Below are 19,957 nucleotides of genomic sequence, written 5' to 3'. Positions count from 1 at the left end.
TCTGAACCATGGCCGGACATTCCCCGGTACTGGAGGACGGCTCTCTGCTGAGCCGGCTGGACCGGAAATTGCTGCGACTGGAACGGGTCTTTGGCCTGTTGAGTGGGCTGGCGGTGTTTTCACTGATGGTGCTGGCGGTGATTTCGGTGGGCGGGCGCAATTTGTTCAACGCGCCGCTGCCCGGCTATGTCGACTGGATCGAGCAGGCGATGCCGCTGATCGCCTTCATGGGGATCTCCTTTGTCCAGCGTGACGGCGGGCATATCCGGATGGATATCCTGATCGGGCAGTTGCGGGGCCGGGCGCTTTGGGCGGCCGAGCTGATCTCGGTGCTGATGATGCTGGCGCTGATGCTGGCGTTAGTTTGGGGCAGTTGGGCGCACTTCCAGCGCAGTTTCGATTTTGCAGCACCTTGGTGGAGCCGCGACAGCTCGATCGACATCGGGTTGCCGATCTGGCCGGCGAAACTGTTGGCGCCGGTGGCGTTTTCGGTGCTGTGCCTGCGGCTGTGCCTGCAGGCGTTTGGCTATGGCCGCGCGATGGTGCTGGGGCTGCGCAATCCGGTGGCGGTGCCGCTGATCCAGAACACGGCCGATCAGGCCGCGGCCGAGGCCGAACAACTCGACGGGCGGGGATAGGTTTATGGATTCGATCACAATCGGGCTTTGGGTGACGGCGGGCATGTTGGTGCTGGTGGTGCTGGGGATGCGGGTCGCCTTTGCAGCCGGTCTGGCCGGGCTGGTGGGGCTGGTGCTGGTCTTCTGGGCCAAGCGTGATTTCGGCGGCGAGCATCTGGGATGGGCGCTGACCGTGGCGATCAAGACCGCCGGGCAGGTGCCCCATTCCAAGGTCGCCAGTCAGGCGCTGAGCCTGATCCCGACCTTTATCCTGATCGGCTATCTGGCCTATTACGCCGGGCTGACGCGGGCGCTGTTCGAGGCGGCGAAACGCTGGATCGCCTGGATGCCGGGGGGGCTGGCGGTGTCGACCGTGTTCGCCACGGCCGGCTTTGCGGCGGTGTCGGGGGCCAGCGTGGCCACGGCGGCGGTCTTTGCCCGCATCGCGATCCCGGAGATGATCGCATGCGGCTATAACAAACGCTTTGCCGCCGGTGTGGTGGCGGCGGGGGGCACGTTGGCCTCGCTGATCCCGCCTTCTGCGATCCTGGTGATCTATGCGATCATCGTGGAGCAGGACGTGGGCAAGCTGTTGCTGGCCGGGTTCATTCCCGGCGCATTTTCAGCGGTGATCTATGCCATTTTGATCGTCGGCATCGCGGTGGTGTTCAAATCGGTCGGCCCGCCGGTGCGCGGCTTTACCTGGCGTGAACGCTTCGTGTCGCTGCCGCCGGCGCTGCCAATTTTCTTTGTCGTCGTGATCATCATCTTTTTTGTTTACAACCCGTTCGGCGATGCCTGGGGCACCCCGACCGAGGGCGGTGCCTTGGGCGCTTTCGTGGTGTTCCTGATGGCGCTGTATCGTGGCATGCGCTGGGGCGAGCTGAAATCGGCGCTGCTGGAGACGGCAAAGCTGACGGTGATGATCTTTACCATCATCTGGGGGGTGCTGATCTATGTGCGCTTTCTCGGGTTTGCCGATCTGCCGGGGGCGTTTTCCGACTGGATCACCTCGCTGCACATGCCGCCGCTGCTGATCCTGATCTGCATCCTGCTGGCCTATGCGGTGCTGGGGATGTTCATGGATGCGATCGGCATGCTGCTGTTGACCTTGCCGGTGGTCTATCCGGCGGTGATGGCGCTGAATGGCGGCGAATTTGTGAGCGCCGCTGACAGCGCCTTCGGCATGTCGGGGACGATGTGCGCGATCTGGTTCGGCATTCTGGTGGTGAAGATGGCAGAGTTCTGTCTGATCACCCCGCCGATCGGGCTGAACTGTTTCGTGGTGGCTGGGGTGCAGCCTGACCTGAGCGTGCAGGATGTGTTCCGTGGCGTGATGCCGTTCTTCTTTGCCGATGCGGTCACGATCGCGCTGTTGGTCAGCTTTCCGGGGATCGTGCTGTATCTGCCGTCCCTTGTGGGGTGAGGCGCGCCCGGAAATCGCTCCAGTGGAGCGATTTCAGCGCCGAACGGGCGGAGCCCCGGGATGTGCGCGCCCGGAAATCGCTCCAGTGGAGCGATTTCAGCGCCGAACGGACGGAGCCCCGGGGCAGGCGCGCCCGCGTGTTCCGAGGTGCGTGGCTACGTGCCCCGGGATGTGCGCGCCCGGAAATCGCTCCAGTGGAGCGATTTCAGCGCCGAACGGACGGAGCCCCGGGGCAGGCGCGCCCGCGTGTTCCGAGGTGCGTGGCTACGTGCCCCGGGATGTGCGCGCCCCCCCCCCAATCCCCTCGCTCCGCCTTGGGGGGGCGGGAGCCTCCGGCGGGAGTATTTTTACCAAGAAGAAGACGGGGCTGCGCGCGGCGGGGCCGACCTGACGAAACCCCTCGCTCCCTGCGCGGCATCGGGGTAAGCAAGCGCGATGGAACATACTGCGGATTTCGAGATCTTTTTGGTGGCCCTGCCGGGGCTGGAGCATGCGCTTTGTGACGAGGCGCGCGCGCTGGGCTTTGCCGGGGTGCGGATCGTGCCGGGCGGTGTGGCGCTGCGCGGCGGCTGGCCGGACGTCTGGCGCGCCAATCTGTGGCTGCGCGGGGCGACGCGGGTATTGGTGCGGATCGGTGAGTTTCGCGCCTTTCATCTGGCGCAGCTCGACAAACGGGCGCGCAAGTTTCCCTGGGGCGATGTGCTGCGCGCCGATGTGCCGGTGCGGGTCGAGGCGAGTTGCAGCAAAGGCTCCAAGATCTATCATGCCGGGGCGGCGGCGCAGCGGGTGGCGCGCGCGATCAGCGAAGAGCTGGGCGCGCCGGTGGTCGAGGCGGCGCAGGATGCGGTGATCCGGGTGATGCTGCGGATCGACGACAACCTGTGCACGCTGAGCGTCGACAGCTCCGGTGCGGCGCTGCACAAGCGCGGGCACAAGCAGGCGATGGGCAAGGCGCCGCTGCGCGAGACCATGGCGGCGCTGTTTCTGCGCCAGTGCGGATATACCGGGACGGAGCCGGTGCTGGACCCGATGTGTGGCTCGGGCACCTTCGTGATCGAGGCCAGTGAAATGGCCGCCGGGCTGGCGCCGGGGCGCGCGCGCGGCTTTGCCTTTGAGCAGATGGTCACGATTGATGCGGCGCGCTGGGCCGAGATGCGCGCGCAGGGCGCGATTGCGCAGGCGCCGGTGCAGCGGTTTTACGGCTCGGACCGGGATGCGGGCGCGGTGCGCATGGCGGGGGAAAACGCCGAACGCGCCGGGGTGGCGGACTGGTGCAGCTTTACCCAGATGTCGTTCAGCGATCTGGTGCCACCTGAAGGCCCGCCCGGTCTGGTGATGGTGAACCCGCCTTACGGCGCGCGGATCGGCAACAAAAAGCTGCTGTACGGGCTGTATGGCGGGCTGGGCGCGGTTCTGAAAGAGCGGTTCGGCGGCTGGCGTGTCGGGATGGTGACCAGCGAGCCGGGGCTGGCCAAGGCCGCCGGCCTGCCATTCGAGCCGGCGGGGCCGCCGGTGGTGCATGGCGGGTTGAAGGTGCGGCTGTATCGCAGCGCCACCTTGCGGAGTTCAGCGTGACCATCCTTTTGTGCACGCAGCGCCTCGCGGCGCGGCGTCAAGAGGCCTGACTGTAGCGCGCCCCCTCTGGCACATGAGCGTCAAACGCGCTGGCGATGATGCGGGTCAGGGCGCGGCCTGCGGGGTGGATTTTGAGCGCCGACCCGCTAAGCGAGACCAGATCCCCGAACTGATCCACCACGAGGGCGAGCGTTGGTTTCAGGCTATCGCTTGCGGCCCCGAACCCGTCGTGCAGCGCGTCGAGATCAAGCCGGAAGTCGCACATGATCATCTCGATCGCGCGGGCGCGCAGGCGGTCGTCATCGCTCAGGATATGACCGCGCGCGCCGGCCAGTTGCCCGGCTTCGATCCGCTGAATATAGGCGGGCGTGGCGGCGGCGTTCTGGATGTAGCCATCTGGCAGGCGCGAGATCGACGAGGCGCCAATCCCGATCAGCGTCGGGCAAGTGTCGTCGGTATAGCCTTGGAAATTGCGCCGCAACCGACCGCTGGTGGCGGCCATGGCCAGCCCGTCGTCGGGGCGGGCAAAGTGATCGATACCGATCGTATCGAACCCGGCCTCGCGGAACCGCAGGGCGGCCAGTTCGGCCAGTTGGTAGCGCTCTACCTCGCGGGGCAGGGCAGATTCGTCGATCAGTTTCTGGCGTTTCGACACCCATGGCACATGGGCATAGCCGAAAAGCGCAATCCGGTCGGGGGCGAGGGCAAGCACCTTTGAGACGGTATCGTCAAGCCGCGCGGCATCCTGATGCGGCAGCCCATAGACCAGATCGGCGTTGAGCGAGCGCACACCGGCGGCGCGCAGATCCTCGACGCAGGCGCGGGTGATGTCGAACGGCTGCAACCGCCCGATCGCCTGCTGCACCTTGGGGTCGAAATCCTGAATGCCGATGCTGGCGCGGTTCATGCCCTCGGCGGCCAGCGCGTCGATCTTGGGGCGGTCCACCATCGTCGGGTCGATCTCGACCGAGAATTCCCAATCCTCAGTAGGTGGGATCACTGCCTTGACCGCCTGTGCAAGGCGATGGATCAAGGCGGGAGGCAAGATGGTCGGCGTGCCGCCGCCCCAATGCATCCGCCCCATGCGCACCCCTTCGGGTAGGGTGTCGCGCAGCAGTGCCAGTTCCTGTTCCAATGTGCCGATATAGCTTTCCACCGGCGAGAGCGTTGTGACCCCCTGTGTCCGGCAGGCGCAGAACCAGCACAGCCGTTCGCAAAACGGAATATGCAGGTAGACCGAGACCGGCACGGTCGGGTCAAGCGCGGAAAGCGCCGCGACCTGTTGCGATGCGCCGACCTTCGGAGAAAAGACCGGGGCAGTGGGGTAAGAGGTGTAGCGGGGCACCCGGGCGTCAAAAAGGCCGAGGGATCTGAGGCGGTCGATCTGTTTCATGCGCCTAGTATGTCTGTTTTTCCCAAGCCCGACTTTGCGCCGGATCAATGTTCAGGCCGGAAAAGGCGATACCCCGATCACGGCGGTATGGAGGCTGAGCAGCGCCAAGCACAACAGCAGCGCGAGGGCGGTTCGGATCGCCAAGGCGCGGCCATTGGCCCGCAGCCATGCGCCGCGCAAGAGGGGCGCGAGGGACAGGATCGCGGTGCTGGCAAAGAAGCTGTCCGCCTCTGGCCCCAGTGCGCCGCGCGCCTTGGCATCAAAGGCGGGGATCGCGGCCAGCGCCATCACGACAAAACTGCCGAACAGGATGACATGTGCCAGATCGCCGTTCGGCAAGAGATGCACGGTCGCCCAGAGCGCCAGCGCCAGAAACACGGGGTGGCGGGACACGGCGGCAAAGCCGGGATTGGCCGGGTCGAATCGGGCCGTCCGGCGGCCCCCCAGCGTATAGGGCTGCGCTAGTCCGGCACCGCAGGTCGCAAGGATGACGGCGACCGGCATGGCGAGGTTCGCCAGCAACCGTGCCCAGGGCCTTTGCGGCCAGATCTCGACATAGGGTGCCCCAGCGGCGGCGGCGATGATCCAGGCCAGAAGCGCCAGCGACAACAGCCCGTAGGCGCTGAAGTAGATGCGCCGCCCGACGGCCTTGATCAGGCGTTCGCGCAGCCCGCCGATGCGGGGTAGAAAGTGGCTGGCGACGAAAAAACCCAGCGCCAGTGCGTAGTCGGTCCAGCCGGTCATGAGGCCTCCGCATGTTGTCTTTGCCAGATGATAGAGCAGGCGAACGCCCTTGTCGCGGGGGCGATGCCAAGGCCTCGGCGCGCTTTGGTTGGCGCGCGTCATTGTGTACAACTTTGTCGGTTCTTGATGTTGATGTATCAACTTAAAATTGACACCAGGAAGCTTTTACCTTTTCACTCCTTTCAAACCTTTGCAGGGCAGTGATTGCCAAGGTTGTTGCGAGTGTATCGGAGTGTTTGCGTGAATTTCGGATTTGATATCGAGGAGTCCGCATCGGTCTCGTCGCAGGCCAGAAGCGACATGATCGGGGTCTCTGTCATTGTCGTTCTGGTGGCTATTCTTGGATTTTTCGGCCGGCTGATCTTTGTTGTCTACAGGGGGCGTCTGGCGGGTCTGAACCCCTTGCGCGGGGTCTCGGGCTGGGGAATGATCGGCGTTGCCGCAGCGCTTTTTGCCGGTGTGCTTGTGATGACTGGAAAACAGCGCTCTGTGATCATCGGCTTCAAGGCGCGGCTTGTTGACCCCTTTGTCGTCTCTGTCCTGAAACGTGATAGCTGCGACGTTGCGGGCAAAAAATACTGTGTCGTCGTGTTCGAGGAGGATCGGGAGATTTTCGTGAACTGGTATGATCGCAGGGTATCCATGTTCCAGATCGTCAACAAACTGGACTTCAACCCGGTACGGGTGTCGCCCCATCCCATGGCGCGGGTGCGCTGACAAGACGGACTAATCCGGGCGGTCTGCGGTTGTGTTTGCAATCTTGAAGACGGGGGCACAGAGGGCGCAGACCTGCGTGCTATCCTGAGACATCTTCCTCCCGAGACATCTTCGGTGTCCATTCGGCGTGTCCAATTCGCCGTGCTCCAGCATTTGGATCCATTCCGATCTGGTCGGATCGCGCGTGAATGGCTATGTGCGGGGCAAACCGGATCGCGCGTTCGCAGGCCGCTGGGGCAGGGCTGTGGCGCGAAGAAACTAAGGTGTGTGTCAAGGCTATGAAACCGAACGTAAAAATGGCTTCCCGGCTTTCCGTCGCCCCCATGATGGACTGGACGCCATATTAAAAAATCACCTTATTTATATGGGAATTTCTTCACACGGGTTGGCTCTGTAGCACCAATGTAGCACCGGGACCGAACCACATCATCCTGATCCGAATATTGTAGCAGACAACAACACACTGTCCATCGGTCCTCGCCTCGGCGGGCCACTCTATACTTTGAGGGTGAGGCGGCGCTTCCACGGCACTTCGACACAGCGCGCTGGCGCCATCCCAAGGATGCTTTTCCGGTGAGCCAGATCACGAAAGCGTCAAATCGTGCAGTCAAAATTTCCGGGCAAACGAAAACGAACCCCTTTTACTTCCGCGGCCGATCAGCGCCGCCGATGGAAGAGGAAGTCCAATATGAACACCGTGATGATGCTGATGGTCGCCTACAACGGTCTGTCGCGCGCGAAGCAGTACCGTGAAGGCAATGGAACACAGCAATCCGACAAGCGACATGACGAACTTTGCAGAGGCAATTTTCATGAAATTCCTCATGGCTTCGTCCATTCCGTTGCCCGCATCCATTTGCGTTGCAAATTGATGCAAGGCCGCGACGAGGCCAAGGAACGTGAGAAGCAGGCCAAGTGACACGAAGGTGTTCGGCAGAATCCGGAACAAACCGGTGCCGAATCCGAGGTCCTCAACATTCAGGAAAGAGGATGGGCGAATTGAATTTCGCAGTCTTGCCGGGCCATCATCGATATCATCCAGAACAAGAGTTTCATTGAACTCATCCCAGGCCTCCCAGACTATGCTTCTCGGTCCCTTACGTCGGAATTTTTTCTTCAATACATGCTGAAAATCGGCATATCCTTCGGCGAAACTCTCTATTCCGTCAAATGAGCGGACGCGGCGATCAAGATCACTCACGGCATTAAGTTGACGAAACGTCCGGATAAAATAGACCGCCCCGAAAAATATGGTCGCAAATGCAAGCAGTGCCGCAATCAGCCCTGGGCGACTATCTGACAAGGTCAGGAACTCAGCCGTAGCGATGATGTTGTCTTTCAGTGCAAGGCCAAACTCATCTATAATTTCTTGCCACATGTCGGCCTCCGTCCTTGGCTCCGCACTACGCGGCTTTCAGTGCAATGGCTACCGTCCCGGAAGTCCAAGCTCAAGCTATCAACGTCAGATAATATTTTGACTTTCTGTAATATCTCCGGTGTACACAAGTCGTCTCCTCGGAGAGACGGAAAAAAGTGCATGGAGCTTCGAAAGGCCAAATCAGACCGGTCGAAGACTGATTTGAAGTGCGGAGAGATCGATATCTCCATGTCTTTTGTCGAGGCCTTCAAGAAATGACATCAGGTCATCTTGGCGTGGTTGGCCAAAAGCCAGTCGGTAAAGCGCGACCGAGCGTTTTAGCCAATCGAGGAGCGCGGCTTCGCGGCTGAACGGTAAGGAAAGCGCATATCGTTCGATTCGCGTTTCGCCGTCGAGCATCCAGAATGGTTCAATGTCACCCGGCCGTTTTGCTTCTGCGTGAGCGGTCTGAAACATGGCACGCCAGGGATCATCGATCCGAGGGCCATTTTTCAGCGCGCTCTCGAAATTGGTGGCGAGGTTCAACCGCACCGCATGGTTCTTGTAGCGATGGACGCGGCCTTCACGTTGTTCGAGATCGACGGGATTGGACGGGAGGTTCCAGTGCACGAGCCTGTGGCAGTAGGGATGAAAATCGAGACCCTCCTGCCCGACAGATGTCGAAGCGAGAACAAAGGGCCGAAACGGGGAGTTGAATGCAGTCCGGACCGTGTCCGTCCGCTGTGCACCTTCTTCTTGGGCTTGTTGCAGCAGTCTGGTCGCGAACCGACCTCGCATTCTCAAGGCGGAAGAGATTTCCAGGCGTTCCCCCTTCACGCGATACCGCTTGATTTCGATCTGTGCCGGCTTGAGCGATAGCACCTCGTCAATGGTTTGCGAAAGGACGGAGACGGCATGGGGCTGATCCGTGTCCATCAGTCCTTCGGACTCCAGCAAGACGTGTACATATTCGTCAAGCACGGACTGCAAATCATGATCGACGCAATGGTGAAGAACCGACTGCCAATAGAATTCCTCGGGGCCGGTCCGCAGCAGGGCCAAGCTTTCCGGTTGGTTGAAAAGGCCACGGAAGGCCATTCCGATGCGCGTCGCAGCGTTCAGCATGGCCGGATCGTTGAGATCAAGTTCGGGTGCCACGCGATGAAGGGCCCGAAGTGCGCAGGTCGCGGGGCTACCCAACGCAAGGTCCGTCAGGTGGTCAAGCAGACGCTCAGGATCGGGCTGCCCATGCAGCAAGTCGCTGCGGGCGGCTTCGCTGAGAGCATTGAGATGTTCGTGCCACGCGTCCTGACCGTCCTCTCGAAGGACGTCCGTCAGAATATTGCCTGCGGCCAGCCATTTGTCGAAGGCCACCGAACCGACGTCCAGGGCGGCGGCACAGGCCCAATCCCATGTCATCGCGCGTTCGGTTCCTTCGTCAGCCGGCTCCGCTTCGGTGTCTTGCCCGCGGGTCAGGTTTCCTCCACGTTGCACTGGGCGCAGGCGTGGCTCAATGGATGACGCCAGATCGCGCAACAGAGCGCCGGCGCGCGCGCGCATGTCAGAAACACTGGACAGAGGGCCAGCGGTTCGAAAGATCTCAAGCGGGTCAACTGCGGCGGCCAAGGTGGGAGACGGTATGACCAGCGGTAGCGCACGCAAGCCAGTCAGCCGCTCCTTATTGCGCCGGAAATTCAGCAATTGAGGGTGCCGGGCCGTATAGCTCCGCCCAGTCTGGCCCATCTCCATCTCTCGCTCGCTTTCGTAGGACAGGAGCGCGGCGATTGCGTCCGGAACCATCGTCCATTGCGAGAAGATCAGAAGTTTGCTCGCGGTTACGCGAGGGCCGAAATAGGGTAGGCTGGGCGGCATCCAGAGGCGTTTCGCCATGTCGTCGTTGAATGCGATATCCTTCAGCGCACGCATCCGGCCGTTGTTCTCCGGGATCAGGCGATAGGCTTCGATGGCATCGGTGTCGATCTGGGCGCTGTCGGCGGCCTTGATGGCATCCAAAAGCGCCTGTCCCGGCGCATCCTTGAGGTGGTCCAGCCGCTGACCCAGATTGTAGTCGCGCAGGAAGCTGAGCAGGTAGGGGGCGGATTTCCAGTATTCCACCGTGCCCGGGGCATCGGCGGCCTCGGCCACGCGCGCGACGGCACGCGCCTCGATCAGATCGGCCGGTTCCACAGTGACCGGAACGTCGATGTCGCGCATCATCGCGTCGCGCTCGGCTGTCTCGGACACGCGTTCCGTTCTGGCGATGACTCTTTTCAGCGTGCCTTCGATCCCGGTCTTGATGGCGCGCGCGTCATCGAAGCTGCCGGGAAGGCTCTGCATGGCCAGCCGATAGCGGCGCATCTCCAGTTCAAGCTCGGCTCGGACGGATGGTCCCTGTTCGCCGAACAGGAAGCTCAGGACATCGAGAAACTCTCGATAGTGGTCGCCTGCGTCCGCCTCGTCGTCGCGCAGGGACAACATCCGGTAAGGGGTGGCAGACAGCAGGAGGACCTTGGACTGGTTCCCGTCCGGATCGATAGCGTCAAAGAGCTTGCGCGCGAGATCCGCGGCCTCGCCCTCGCCATGCAGAAGCTCGGTGAAACGCTGGAATTCGTCAAGGACGATGAGATCGGGCTCCAGTGCCTCGGCGCTTTCCCGGGCGAGGATCGTGCGAAGCTGACCGACGATCGCTTCGCGCCTGCGGTTCAGGTCCCGGTCGTTCCCCCGCAAGCCCTTGTAGCACTGGGCGCAGTCCTCGAGGTCCTGCAATAGGTCGGGGCGGGCAGAGACGGCTTTCTGGAACCGTTCCACGATCTGGGGTTCGACCCGCTGTCTGTCGACCCAATCCCGAGTGCCGCGCCAGCCCGGCGCTCCGGCATAGCCTTGCAGCATCTTCGCAACGGCGCGTCGGTCTTCCAGTTGATCCCAAATGAGCCGCAGGATAAGCGCGCGTTCCGCCTTCATGCCGCCGCCCTGTTGCAGGTCGAGAGATGTGCCGGGCGTGAGGCTGAAGAAATTCACCCCTTTGCGCTTGATCCCGCCGGCGCGTCCCAACTCGATGGCCAGCATGGTCAACCGCGTGGGCAGGACGCGCGTGCGCTCGCCGCCCAGGACATTCAGCCGCGCCACATTCTGTTTCGCAATCGCGCCGTTCGAGCAGATGTAGACGATGTCGATCCGCGGCACACGGTCTTGCAGCGCCTCGATGGTGCGCGCGATCACGCCGCGCGCCACCATCGTCTTGCCAAGCCCGACCTCGTCCGCGACCAGGAAATGGCGCACGGCGTCGGGGGCGCTCAGCAGTCGTTTCGAGACATAGTCGACCGTCTTGCGCTGAAACGCTTTGAGCGGACGCAGCGCGTCCTCCGCGTTGAAACGATCATCCATGGCGTCTGTCCTCGCGGATCACCGAGCGAAAGGTCTCCCACAACTGCAGGAACTCTTCGGGAATGACCTCGCTTTGGCCGGTGTCAGGGTCGCTGAGGCGTGTCACCAGCCGTTCGATGTCGCGCAATTGTCGCCCATCGCCCGAAAGCGCCCGCACCATGTCTTCCAGGATGGGTGTATCTTTGTTGTTGCCGAACACGCCCGAGTGGCTGCCGCCTTGACCGGCCGCGAAGAGGGCCTTGGCGGCTTCGGACACATCCCCCAGAAGCAGGCGGATGTAGCGCAGAAAGGCGTCGCGGTTTTCGATCAGCGCGCGGAGGATCTCGGCGGTGCGGGCCTCGGGCAGGTCGGTCAATTCGGTGCCGAGGGTGAAATGCTGCTCCAGTCCGGTCGTCTCGTCACGCAGCCTGACGCCGACCCACCGCGTCACATCGCGGAGCGCAAGGCGGGCCAGAAGCTGTTCCTGCGCATTCAGAACCGTCACGTTGATCCCGTGCTCGATCCCCGCGACGACGGGCCATATCCGCAGGCTCATGTTGTCCGGGAGGGTCACCTGATCCGCCGCGGAGAGATGAAGCTGGATGCGACCGTCCTCATCCGCCTCGCAGCGCAGCACAAGCCTTGTGGCGGCAAGGGCGCGGTGGACCTGTTCCAGGCGGTGTTCGGCGGCGTCCTCCTGCGGCGACGTGACGGGCGCATAGGGCACAAATTCCCGCAGGAACCGGCCCAGCCGTTCCGGCGCCAACTGCGCCTCCACCGTACCGAGTTGGCTGGTGTAGCCGGACAAAGTCGCGAAAACCTCGACATTCTGACCGCCGATCAGGGCCGGCGCGGTCGCGTTCCCCGATCCTATGGTGATCTCGGTGCTTGAATACCGCTCCGTGATGAACGCCTTGGCATGCAGCCCGCGCGCCGGGACCGGGCCACGCGACGGCTGCTCGCTTTCTTCTCCGTCCTCGGTTTCGGCCATCTCGTCGAGGACAAGCGTTCTTCCGAACCGGGTCAGGGTTTCCGAGGCCAGCAGCGCCAGTTCCTCGCCCCGGCTCACGAGGGTGGCCGACGCGGGATCGACGCCGCGGCAGAGCGCTTGCAGGGCGCCATCCGTCACGAACGGGGATACGACGCCCAGAGTGCGGCCGATCTGCGGACGCCAGACCTGGTCGGTCAGACCGTTGACCGCGAAGCCGATCCTGCGAATATGCTCGGGATGCTCCCACGCCGCGCGCGACAGATCCTCGGCCAGCGCAGCCACCATGGTGGCCACATGATCCGGTGTCGGTCGTCCCGAGGCCAGGCCGGGCAGGGCGCCGACCAGATCGACCAACGGCGCGTTCTGGTCGTGGATGGCGCCGCCGACCGTGCCGTCCAGCGACAGCGACAGGTCCCAGGACGCATCGGTGGTCAGGTTGCGCGACAACAGCGCCAGCCTGAGCCGCGGCGCCCCATGCCCGCCGATCGGCACGAAGCGCAAGAGCCAGAGCTTAGGGTGAAAGGCACCGCCGCGCGGCGCGGTGACCTCGGTGATGGTGTCTTCCAGAAGGGCGGTTAGCCGGTTCGCCCCCTTCGGCACGGCCTTGATCCGCCCGGCCTCGCAGAAAATGGCAATGCGTGCAGAGAGCCGTTCCAACCCCTCGAGCAGCGCCAGCGGGGTTTCGAGCGTTTCCTGCCGGTTTTCCGCCGCGTGAAAGGCCAATGTCGCGGGAACCACCAGCGCAGTCTCGAAGTCCAGCGTGTAGGTCGTCGCCAACGCCGCATCGAGGTCATAGCCCGCCGGTGCGCGCAGGATTTCCGAATAGAGCGCCCGGTTTTCCGGATCGAGTGCCGCGTTATCCCGCATCGACAAGATCCTTCACGTGGTTTGCGACGACAGGTTTCCAGCGGAAATTTAGCGGCACCGTCCCTGACGCCCCGCTCCAACGCATCAAAGCTCCGTCATTGCGAAACCGGGATTTAGGGCCTTTCAGGCGCATCTCGCGGTCGCGAACCAAGGCGCGGGCGGCGGCTTTTTCCCGAACGTTCCCTTGGCTTTCCACCACGATATCGCGCCAGATTTCGATGAACCGACGACTGTGCGGTTTGACGTCGTGTATCGTGCCTTGCGACAGCATCCAGAGGTCGGCCAAGTCCCAACCTTCGAACAAATGCGTCGGGGTTTTCTGCGCCCACTCATCCAATTTCGCAGTATAAGTCGCGACTCGTTCATGCCAACTGCTGTTCTCCATGACCTGCATCTGCGCGGCCTTTTCTGACAGCATCAGATTGTAGAGCAGCGAGGCGCCGTGCATCAGCCCGGAAAACCGCTCGGCATGATCGACCACGATCCTGATCTGGTCCGGCCAGTCCGCGCGCGCCGGATGCTGCCAGATCATGTCGCAATTGGCGGCGCTTGTCTGGCGCGTGAGCCATGTGAACAGGCTCTCCGGCGATTCCTGCGCAAGGCGGTCGCGTAGAAAACCCGACTCTTCCTTGGTCAACTGGAAATCTGCAGTGCTGTCAGGGGACGACAGGAAGCCGTTCGGTGCCTGGGGCAACCCGGCGGCCCAGAGCTTGGCGGCTTCGCCCGGCGTGGCCTCCAGACAGGCGTTTCGACTGCCCTGAAAACGGCGGATGCCGAGGGTCAGCAGACCGGCCCAATAGACGTCGCTGGGCAGACGCTTCAGTTTTTCCCTCGCGGCGCTGCCGATGACATTCTGCGTTTCCCCGCCGCGTACCAGGGTGTCGATGAGGCGGATCTCCAGCGCGCGAGCCAGGTCCCGGCGGGCGTTGGCCACACCTCTTTGCGCCCCAGCCAACTGGTAGACCCAAGGCACGAAAAGCATGTAGCGCAACCGGGTCTGGATCGTCGAGGTGCCCGGGAACATCAGGTCCGCCAGGGCATCGCGCACCGATCCGAGCCCCAGCTCGTCGCGGCTGTCTTCCTGGCCGAAGAGATCCATGATCCGCCGTGTTCGGTCCCGATCAGCCTGGTCAAAATCGATCCATGCGAGAAACGACATCAGGCGGACTCCGTAATCGATGCGTGGGCGAGGCTCAGCTTGCCTTCGCTCATCCAGAGGATTGCGGTGCCGGTGACAGGTTTGTCGGGCCATTTTCTGTGGGCCATGTCGGCATATGCTTTCAGCTGGGGCTGGTAGCTGGCAAAGCGCGTGGCAGGATCTGGGCAGGGGCCGGACTTGTGGTCGACGATCAATAGCCCGTGCGGTCCTTCGGCAAGGCAGTCGACGATGGCATTGGTTTCCGACCCACCGGCCGCGATCTCTTGTAAGGGAAGTTCGAAGTGCAGCCTGTCATAACCCCGGTCAGCAAGCCATCTGGTCAGGGCCTGCGCCTGGGCGGCGATCTGGACGATGGTTTCTTCCGGGAGGCCGGTGGCGGCAGTGATCCGGTCGGTCAGATCAGGGCGTTCAGCCAAGACGCGGAAGGCCAGGTGCCATGCGGTGCCGCGCTTGGTGGCGCTGGTGGTGCGGGTCTCGACGACGCCTTTTACGAGATTGAAGGTCTCGAGCGATGCAGCGGGTGCTGGTTCAGGATCCACGCGCGTCGACGGACTGCGCCGCCATGGCGTGCGCGCGGTGTCAGGCAAGTCGCGTGGGGTGCCGAAGCGAAACCGCGTCTCGGTGGTGACTGCCTCGGGTGTTGCCGGTTCCTCCGGTATGCCGTCTGAAATACCTGCGGCAAAGGACTGCCCCGCAACCGTGAGTGTTGCTGTGTCGGTCTCGAAACCGGCGCGGTCGCGCAGCAGATCGACCATCGTCTTGGGGTGCTCCGGCGTGTTTCTGGGCGGGCGTGGTATGACGAGGATGAGCTGATCGCGCGCACGGGTCAGCGCAACGTAGAGCTTGCGGGCTGCGTCGCGTTCGTCCTCGGGGCGGCGGGCGTCGGTGAACGGTTCCTGCGATTCCGGAGCGACGAAGGCGGGCAAGTAGCCCAGTCCTGCGTGCTCAAGTACGTTATCGAGGTCATCGAAACCGTCGAATTCGGCCCGCAGTGTGCCGGGGCGTTCTGCAATCTTCTGGTCCAACCCCGCGACGACAGTGATTGGCCATTCGCGGCCTTTGGCGGCATGCCATGTGCAAATTTCGATCCCCGAGGAGGACCAGCCATCCGGGTCTGGATGGCGGTCCCATTCCTTGGCGGATTGATGTGCGATCCAGCCGAGGAAAACCTGCGCCCCGGCACCATGGAAGCCGGCGGCGGCGCGCAAGTCCTGCGCCATGGTGTCGAACTCCTGGGCCTCGGCCTCGAAGCGTGCAAGATCTGCGAGCGCCTGTGACGGGTGCGCCAGCCCTGCGGCCCAGTCGCGAATGCCGGTTGTGTGCAGGACTGCGGCCAGGGTCTCGGCCACGGGGCGGGTTTCGATCCCGTCGTTCAGGGCACGCAGAGGCTTGAGCGAGACATGTGTTTTCAGTACCCCGTCGATGGTGTTGCGAAGCGCGTCTTCCAGTGGAACGCGGGGCGGCCCAAGGGTCAGCCATGTCAGCGCGGCGTGGGTGTCCTCCAGATCGGCCGCGCACGCCAGCGCTGCGCGCGCGGCCCGCATCGCGGGTGCGGTCAGCCAACCGTCCTGCTGGATGCGCACGGGCAGGCCGTGCGCTTCGAGAGCGGCGGCAGCGGCGCTGGCCTTGGCATGGGTATAGGTTAGTACGGCAATGTCGCTTGGCCGGGCCGGGCGCATCTTCTTTTGGGTCTTGTCAAAGACCTGCGTCTTGGCCTCGAGGATATCGGCCACCCGGTTTGCAATGCACGCGGCCGTGGTGTCCTTGCGCCCCCCGGGAAGGTGCAGCACCTCGAGCGCGGTCTCCCCCGTTACCGCGCGCGGCTGCGGGGCCAAGGGATCGTAGCTGTCGAATAGCGTCGGGCCGAGTGCATTGACCATGTCCATGATCCGGGCCTCGGAGCGCCAGTTGCGGTCAAGCGGCGTGACGGTGTGTGGATGAGCGGCCTGCAATGCCTCGGACAGGCGCGGATCGGCGCCCTGGAACCCCATGATGGATTGCTTGGTGTCGCCCACGATCAGCGCCCGCTTCGCCCCCCGCGCCAGCCGCCAGAGTAAGGCGAATTGCACTGGGTTGGTGTCCTGAAATTCGTCGATTACGACGCAGTCGATCTCTCCGAGCGCAGCCCGCAAGATGTCGGGGCGGGTGCGTATCAGGGTTTCGGACTCGGCGATCATGTCGGCATAGTCGATCAGTCCGGCGCGGCGTTTGGCGGTTTGGTAGGCTTCCAGTACCTGCTGCGCGCCGGTGACAAGTGCGCTCAAACGCGCGCAGACATCTGAAAGAGGGCCGGGATGACGGGGCAGGGCATTCGCAGCGTCCATGACAGCTTGAGCGAGGGTGTCGTAGCCTTCGGGCGTGGGCGCCCCGCGTTTTGATAGCCGCAGGTTGCGCAATTTCTGCCATAGCTTCCAATCACGCCTGAGCGCATTCTCCCTCGCGGCGCGGCGCAGGTCCCTATGGTTTTCGGAGAACGTTTTTACGGCGGAGGCATTGCCTTCGAATGAGGGCGCCAGATTGCCCGGGAAGGCGTCCTGAAGGGCGCGTATTGCCCGGTGCAAAGCCGTCGTCAGGGCGTCGCCATCGGGCTCGACAGGACCGTAACCTTCGGTCAGGGCCGCCAGAGCGGGTTCCAGTATGTCCGGCGACTGCCCATGCGTGCCAAGGCTACGGATCAAGTCGACTGTTCGCAGGACATCGGCGCGAAATCCGTACTCCGCGCTGGTCTGGGCCGCATGGTTCCAACTGTAGCCAAAGCGCCCGAGGTCCTCCATCAGGGGCGCGAGCGCGTCGCAGTGCGCCATCTCGAGCCGAATCAGAAGGTCGCGTTCCGGTTCGCTCAGCAGGCGGCTTTCAGGAGAACGCCCGGTGGCGAAGGCATGTTCCGTCAGCAGCCGCTGCCCCAGTGCATGGATGGTTCCCATGTAGGCGCGGTCGATTTCGAGCGCGTCAGTCAGGCGGTCGCGTGCCATCAACTCGCCGCGCACGCGGTCGCGCATTTCGGCGGCGGCCGCCTCGGTGAATGTCACGGCGAGGATGCGACCCGGGGCGACTTCCCCGCTTTCGACCCAAGCCCCGAGCGTCTTCTGGATGTGATAGGTTTTGCCAGCACCGGCCCCGGCGGGCACAAGGGACAGTTGCGTCATTCCACGTCCTCCTCTGCTTGAGTTTCCGGCAGGCTGAAGGCCGCCACCAGCGGGTTGTCCAGGGCGTAGGCCTTGATCCCGCGCTCTTTGTCGAAGGCCATGGCGTCGCCGGCACGGTTCAGGCGGATAGTGCCTGCGCCGACCTCGGCCAGAACCTGCGTGAGGTGGTCCATCGCGTTTACCGATGCGTCTTCGCCTGCGGTTTCGACTCTCGGTACGTCGCCGCCCTGCGCATCCGATAGGACTGTCCCGTCGCGCAGCATGTGGTAAGCGGTGATGACCTGCGCTCCGCTTGCGACCAGCCGGGTCAGCGCGGTTTCCTCCGTGGGGCGTTCCAGCATGGCGCGGTAAAGCGCGACCTGAAGGTCCCAGCCCTTGGCCATGCGGTTGCGCCGGCCTCCCGCGCTTGAGCGTTTGTGATCAACCACGAGGATGCGCCCGTCGGGCAGCTTCAGCAGGCAGTCTGCTTTGCCATGCAGCAGCAGGCCACTGCGCTCGCCCGCAAGGGGGATCTCGTTGTGCAGGATCTCGGCGCCGGTTTCGCGCAAGAATCCCGCCCAGGCGGTGCAGATGTCGCGGGCTTCGCATAACAGGCTGCGGCGTTCCGTGGCCCAGGCGGCATTGGTCAGCCAGCCGGCATGACGGTGGATCGCCGTGTCGAGCGCGTCGGGAACAGTGCCCACGAGCGTACTTTCGTCCGGTATCGGGGCGCCTTCGGCAAAGACATCTTCGAGCACCTGGTGCATTAGCGTGCCAAGGGTCATCACGTCCAGAGTCTCGGGTGCCCAGCCGAGGTCCTTTGCGCCGAGTTCATCCAACAGCCAGCCGAGAGGGCTGATCAGCAATGTTTCCAGCCGCGACGGAGAATGCGGTAGCGGTGTGCCGTCCGGCGTCTCGCGCAGTCGCAGCAAGTCGACGCCGGGCCGTTCGCTGGTGCCAGGCCCGCGCTGGATGTGGAGTATGCCGCTTTCCGGCAGGGCAGGCGCGCCGCCAAGCGGGACAGGGTCGGGGCGGGTGGTTGTCACGGGTAATTCCCTGGGCGGGGCCGAGCGCAGGTCTTGGATCAGGTCGGCGGGTTCCTCGGCGCCCAGCATATGCGCTATCAGTGCCAGACCGGTCGAGGGAGACAGCCGTTCCCCGCGCAGATCCAGCGCCGGGACAAGCAGCGTCAACCCCTCGGTCGCGGCGCTCAGCTGACGGCGGAAGAGTTCCAGCCCTCGGGCGAGCCTCTGCTGGCGCCCCTCCAGTTGCAGGCCGCTGTCGCGGATCATTGCAATTTCGCCCTCGATGAAGAACGGGTCCGATCCCGGCAGACGGGGCCAGTGTCGCCCGGCCATGCCCAGCACGATCAACTGGCGCACCGGACGCCAAGGTGGGGCGGTCTCGGTGAACAGGGATACGCCCTCGACGAAGCGGTCATGCCCTTCCGGAGGAACGAGGTTCGGTGCGGCGAGGCGGCGCAGAAGCGGCCAGTCGACGGATTCGCCTGTGACGGCTTTAAGCGCTGTAATACGCGGGTGTAGCCTGGCTTCGGGTGCGGCGCGGGCAATGGCGCCCAGCCGGGCAAAAAGCTGTTCGGGGGTGCTGCAGGGGCGCAGGGCGTCCAACATGTCGCGCGCCGGGCCGGTCAGGCTTGAAGCCGTGCGCGACCATCCCCGGTCAATCACTTCGCGAGCCATCTTGCGCCCGGTTTCTGGCGGCCAGGGCATACCGGGCGCGACATACAAGGAGGCCATCGCCGTGCGCGGCGCCGGGCCGCTCAGAAGGACCAGCAGAAGCGACAGCACTTCGCCCGGCCCGTCACGTAGTGTCGATTGGGCGGGTAACCCGGATAGCGGTAGTCCGATCCGGTCAAAGGCCTCTTGCAGGGCCAGCGAATAAGCGGGGCCGTCCGGAGCCAGCAGGCCGATCTCGCCGGGGTGATCCACGCGGCCGTCGTCCATCTGTGATTGCGCCATGGCGGCGGCGCATTCGGCCTCCTCGCGCGGGTCTCGCAGACCATGGCAGGTGACGGACGAATCCGGCGTGACCTTGTCTGAGCGGCGCCCGAGGTGATCCTGAAGATGGCGCAGCGCCGTTCCGTCCATTGCCAAGGGCGGAGGCGCGATGGCATCCACGCGGCCATGATGCGCGCGAAGGGCCCTGGCCAGCGCGGTCTCGGCCGGGGACGCAAAGGCGCAGCCGTCGTCCACAAGTGACAACGGTTCCAGCGCGTCCGAGGCAGTGCCGTGCAGGACATGCCGCCAAGTGTTCAACGGACCGGGCAGGGTGCCGAGGTCGCACCACAGATCACGCAGCGCGGTCAAATGGGAGCGGGCACGCCCCTCTGGCAGAGTGTCGGGCACGACGTTCGAGGGATCGAGAAATGGCGTGGCATGGGCAAGCCCCATCAGTCCTGCCTTGACCGCCAACGCGGTCTCCTCCGGTGCGGCGGTGAAGCTTTCGGACCAAGGCGCGCCGGGGCCGAGATGCTTGAGGAGGTTTGGATCCGGCACTTGTGGGGCAAGGTAGACATCGGCCAACAGGTCGTCTGTCACGTAGCGCAGCGCGTCTGTTGCCGGAGAGCGTGTCATCAGGGGATCGATGCGCATGGCATACCTTT

General features: G+C 63.7%; 12 protein-coding genes. 4 read left to right on the top strand and 8 right to left on the bottom strand.

Going from position 1 to position 19,957, the window contains the following annotated elements:
• Positions 1–8: 8 nt before the first annotated feature.
• The 3 genes from E1B25_RS01165 (at position 9) to E1B25_RS01155 (ending at position 3,618) form a co-directional block, all read left to right on the top strand.
• Positions 9–638: a TRAP transporter small permease subunit gene (locus E1B25_RS01165; protein WP_132826847.1), complete on the top strand. Its 630-nt coding sequence runs from the start codon at positions 9–11 to the stop codon at positions 636–638.
• Positions 639–642: 4 nt separating this feature from the next.
• Positions 643–2,043 (top strand): TRAP transporter large permease, encoded by a 1,401-nt coding sequence (locus E1B25_RS01160; protein WP_132826846.1) that lies wholly within the window; start codon positions 643–645, stop codon positions 2,041–2,043.
• 435 nt (positions 2,044–2,478) lie between these two features.
• The gene (locus tag E1B25_RS01155; RefSeq protein WP_132826845.1) at positions 2,479–3,618 is read left to right on the top strand and encodes a THUMP domain-containing class I SAM-dependent RNA methyltransferase; all 1,140 of its coding nucleotides are present in this window, start codon (positions 2,479–2,481) and stop codon (positions 3,616–3,618) included.
• Between the two features lie 37 nt (positions 3,619–3,655).
• Here the strand turns inward: E1B25_RS01155 and hemN are convergent, their stop codons facing one another.
• The gene (gene hemN, locus E1B25_RS01150; RefSeq protein WP_132826844.1) at positions 3,656–5,011 is read right to left on the bottom strand and encodes an oxygen-independent coproporphyrinogen III oxidase; all 1,356 of its coding nucleotides are present in this window, start codon (positions 5,009–5,011) and stop codon (positions 3,656–3,658) included.
• Positions 5,012–5,062: 51 nt separating this feature from the next.
• A complete protein-coding gene (locus tag E1B25_RS01145) occupies positions 5,063–5,755 on the bottom strand; it encodes an NnrU family protein (RefSeq protein WP_132826843.1) in 693 nt (230 codons plus the stop codon).
• Positions 5,756–5,995: 240 nt separating this feature from the next.
• Here E1B25_RS01145 and E1B25_RS01140 point away from each other — a divergent pair, with 240 nt between their 5' ends.
• Positions 5,996–6,472 (top strand): hypothetical protein, encoded by a 477-nt coding sequence (locus E1B25_RS01140; protein WP_132826842.1) that lies wholly within the window; start codon positions 5,996–5,998, stop codon positions 6,470–6,472.
• A 607-nt stretch (positions 6,473–7,079) separates the two neighbouring features.
• Here E1B25_RS01140 and E1B25_RS01135 read toward each other — a convergent pair.
• The 6 genes from E1B25_RS01135 to E1B25_RS01110 form a co-directional block, all read right to left on the bottom strand.
• Complete coding sequence (locus E1B25_RS01135) at positions 7,080–7,850, bottom strand: hypothetical protein (RefSeq protein WP_132826841.1); 771 nt, start codon at positions 7,848–7,850, stop codon at positions 7,080–7,082.
• 180 nt (positions 7,851–8,030) lie between these two features.
• A complete protein-coding gene (locus E1B25_RS01130; protein WP_132826840.1) occupies positions 8,031–11,213 on the bottom strand; it encodes a helicase-related protein in 3,183 nt (1,060 codons plus the stop codon).
• A complete protein-coding gene (locus tag E1B25_RS01125; RefSeq protein WP_132826839.1) occupies positions 11,206–13,050 on the bottom strand; it encodes a phospholipase D family protein in 1,845 nt (614 codons plus the stop codon). The genes E1B25_RS01130 and E1B25_RS01125 overlap by 8 nt, the downstream gene beginning before the upstream one ends.
• Positions 13,040–14,302: a DUF6361 family protein gene (locus E1B25_RS01120; RefSeq protein WP_132826838.1), complete on the bottom strand. Its 1,263-nt coding sequence runs from the start codon at positions 14,300–14,302 to the stop codon at positions 13,040–13,042. Before E1B25_RS01120 ends, E1B25_RS01125 begins: the two co-directional genes overlap by 11 nt.
• Positions 14,209–17,355, bottom strand: a complete 3,147-nt coding sequence (locus tag E1B25_RS01115) for a UvrD-helicase domain-containing protein (protein WP_132826837.1) — start codon at positions 17,353–17,355, stop codon at positions 14,209–14,211. Before E1B25_RS01115 ends, E1B25_RS01120 begins: the two co-directional genes overlap by 94 nt.
• Positions 17,352–19,946 carry a PD-(D/E)XK nuclease family protein gene (locus E1B25_RS01110; RefSeq protein WP_132826836.1) on the bottom strand — a complete coding sequence of 865 codons (2,595 nt, stop codon included), beginning with the start codon at positions 19,944–19,946 and terminating at the stop codon, positions 17,352–17,354. Before E1B25_RS01110 ends, E1B25_RS01115 begins: the two co-directional genes overlap by 4 nt.
• Positions 19,947–19,957 lie beyond the last annotated feature (11 nt).

Source organism: Antarcticimicrobium sediminis (genome assembly GCF_004348975.1).
Taxonomy (GTDB): domain Bacteria; phylum Pseudomonadota; class Alphaproteobacteria; order Rhodobacterales; family Rhodobacteraceae; genus Antarcticimicrobium; species Antarcticimicrobium sediminis.
Note: the sequence above shows the minus strand (reverse complement) of the source record. Positions and strands in the feature narration are given on the sequence as shown.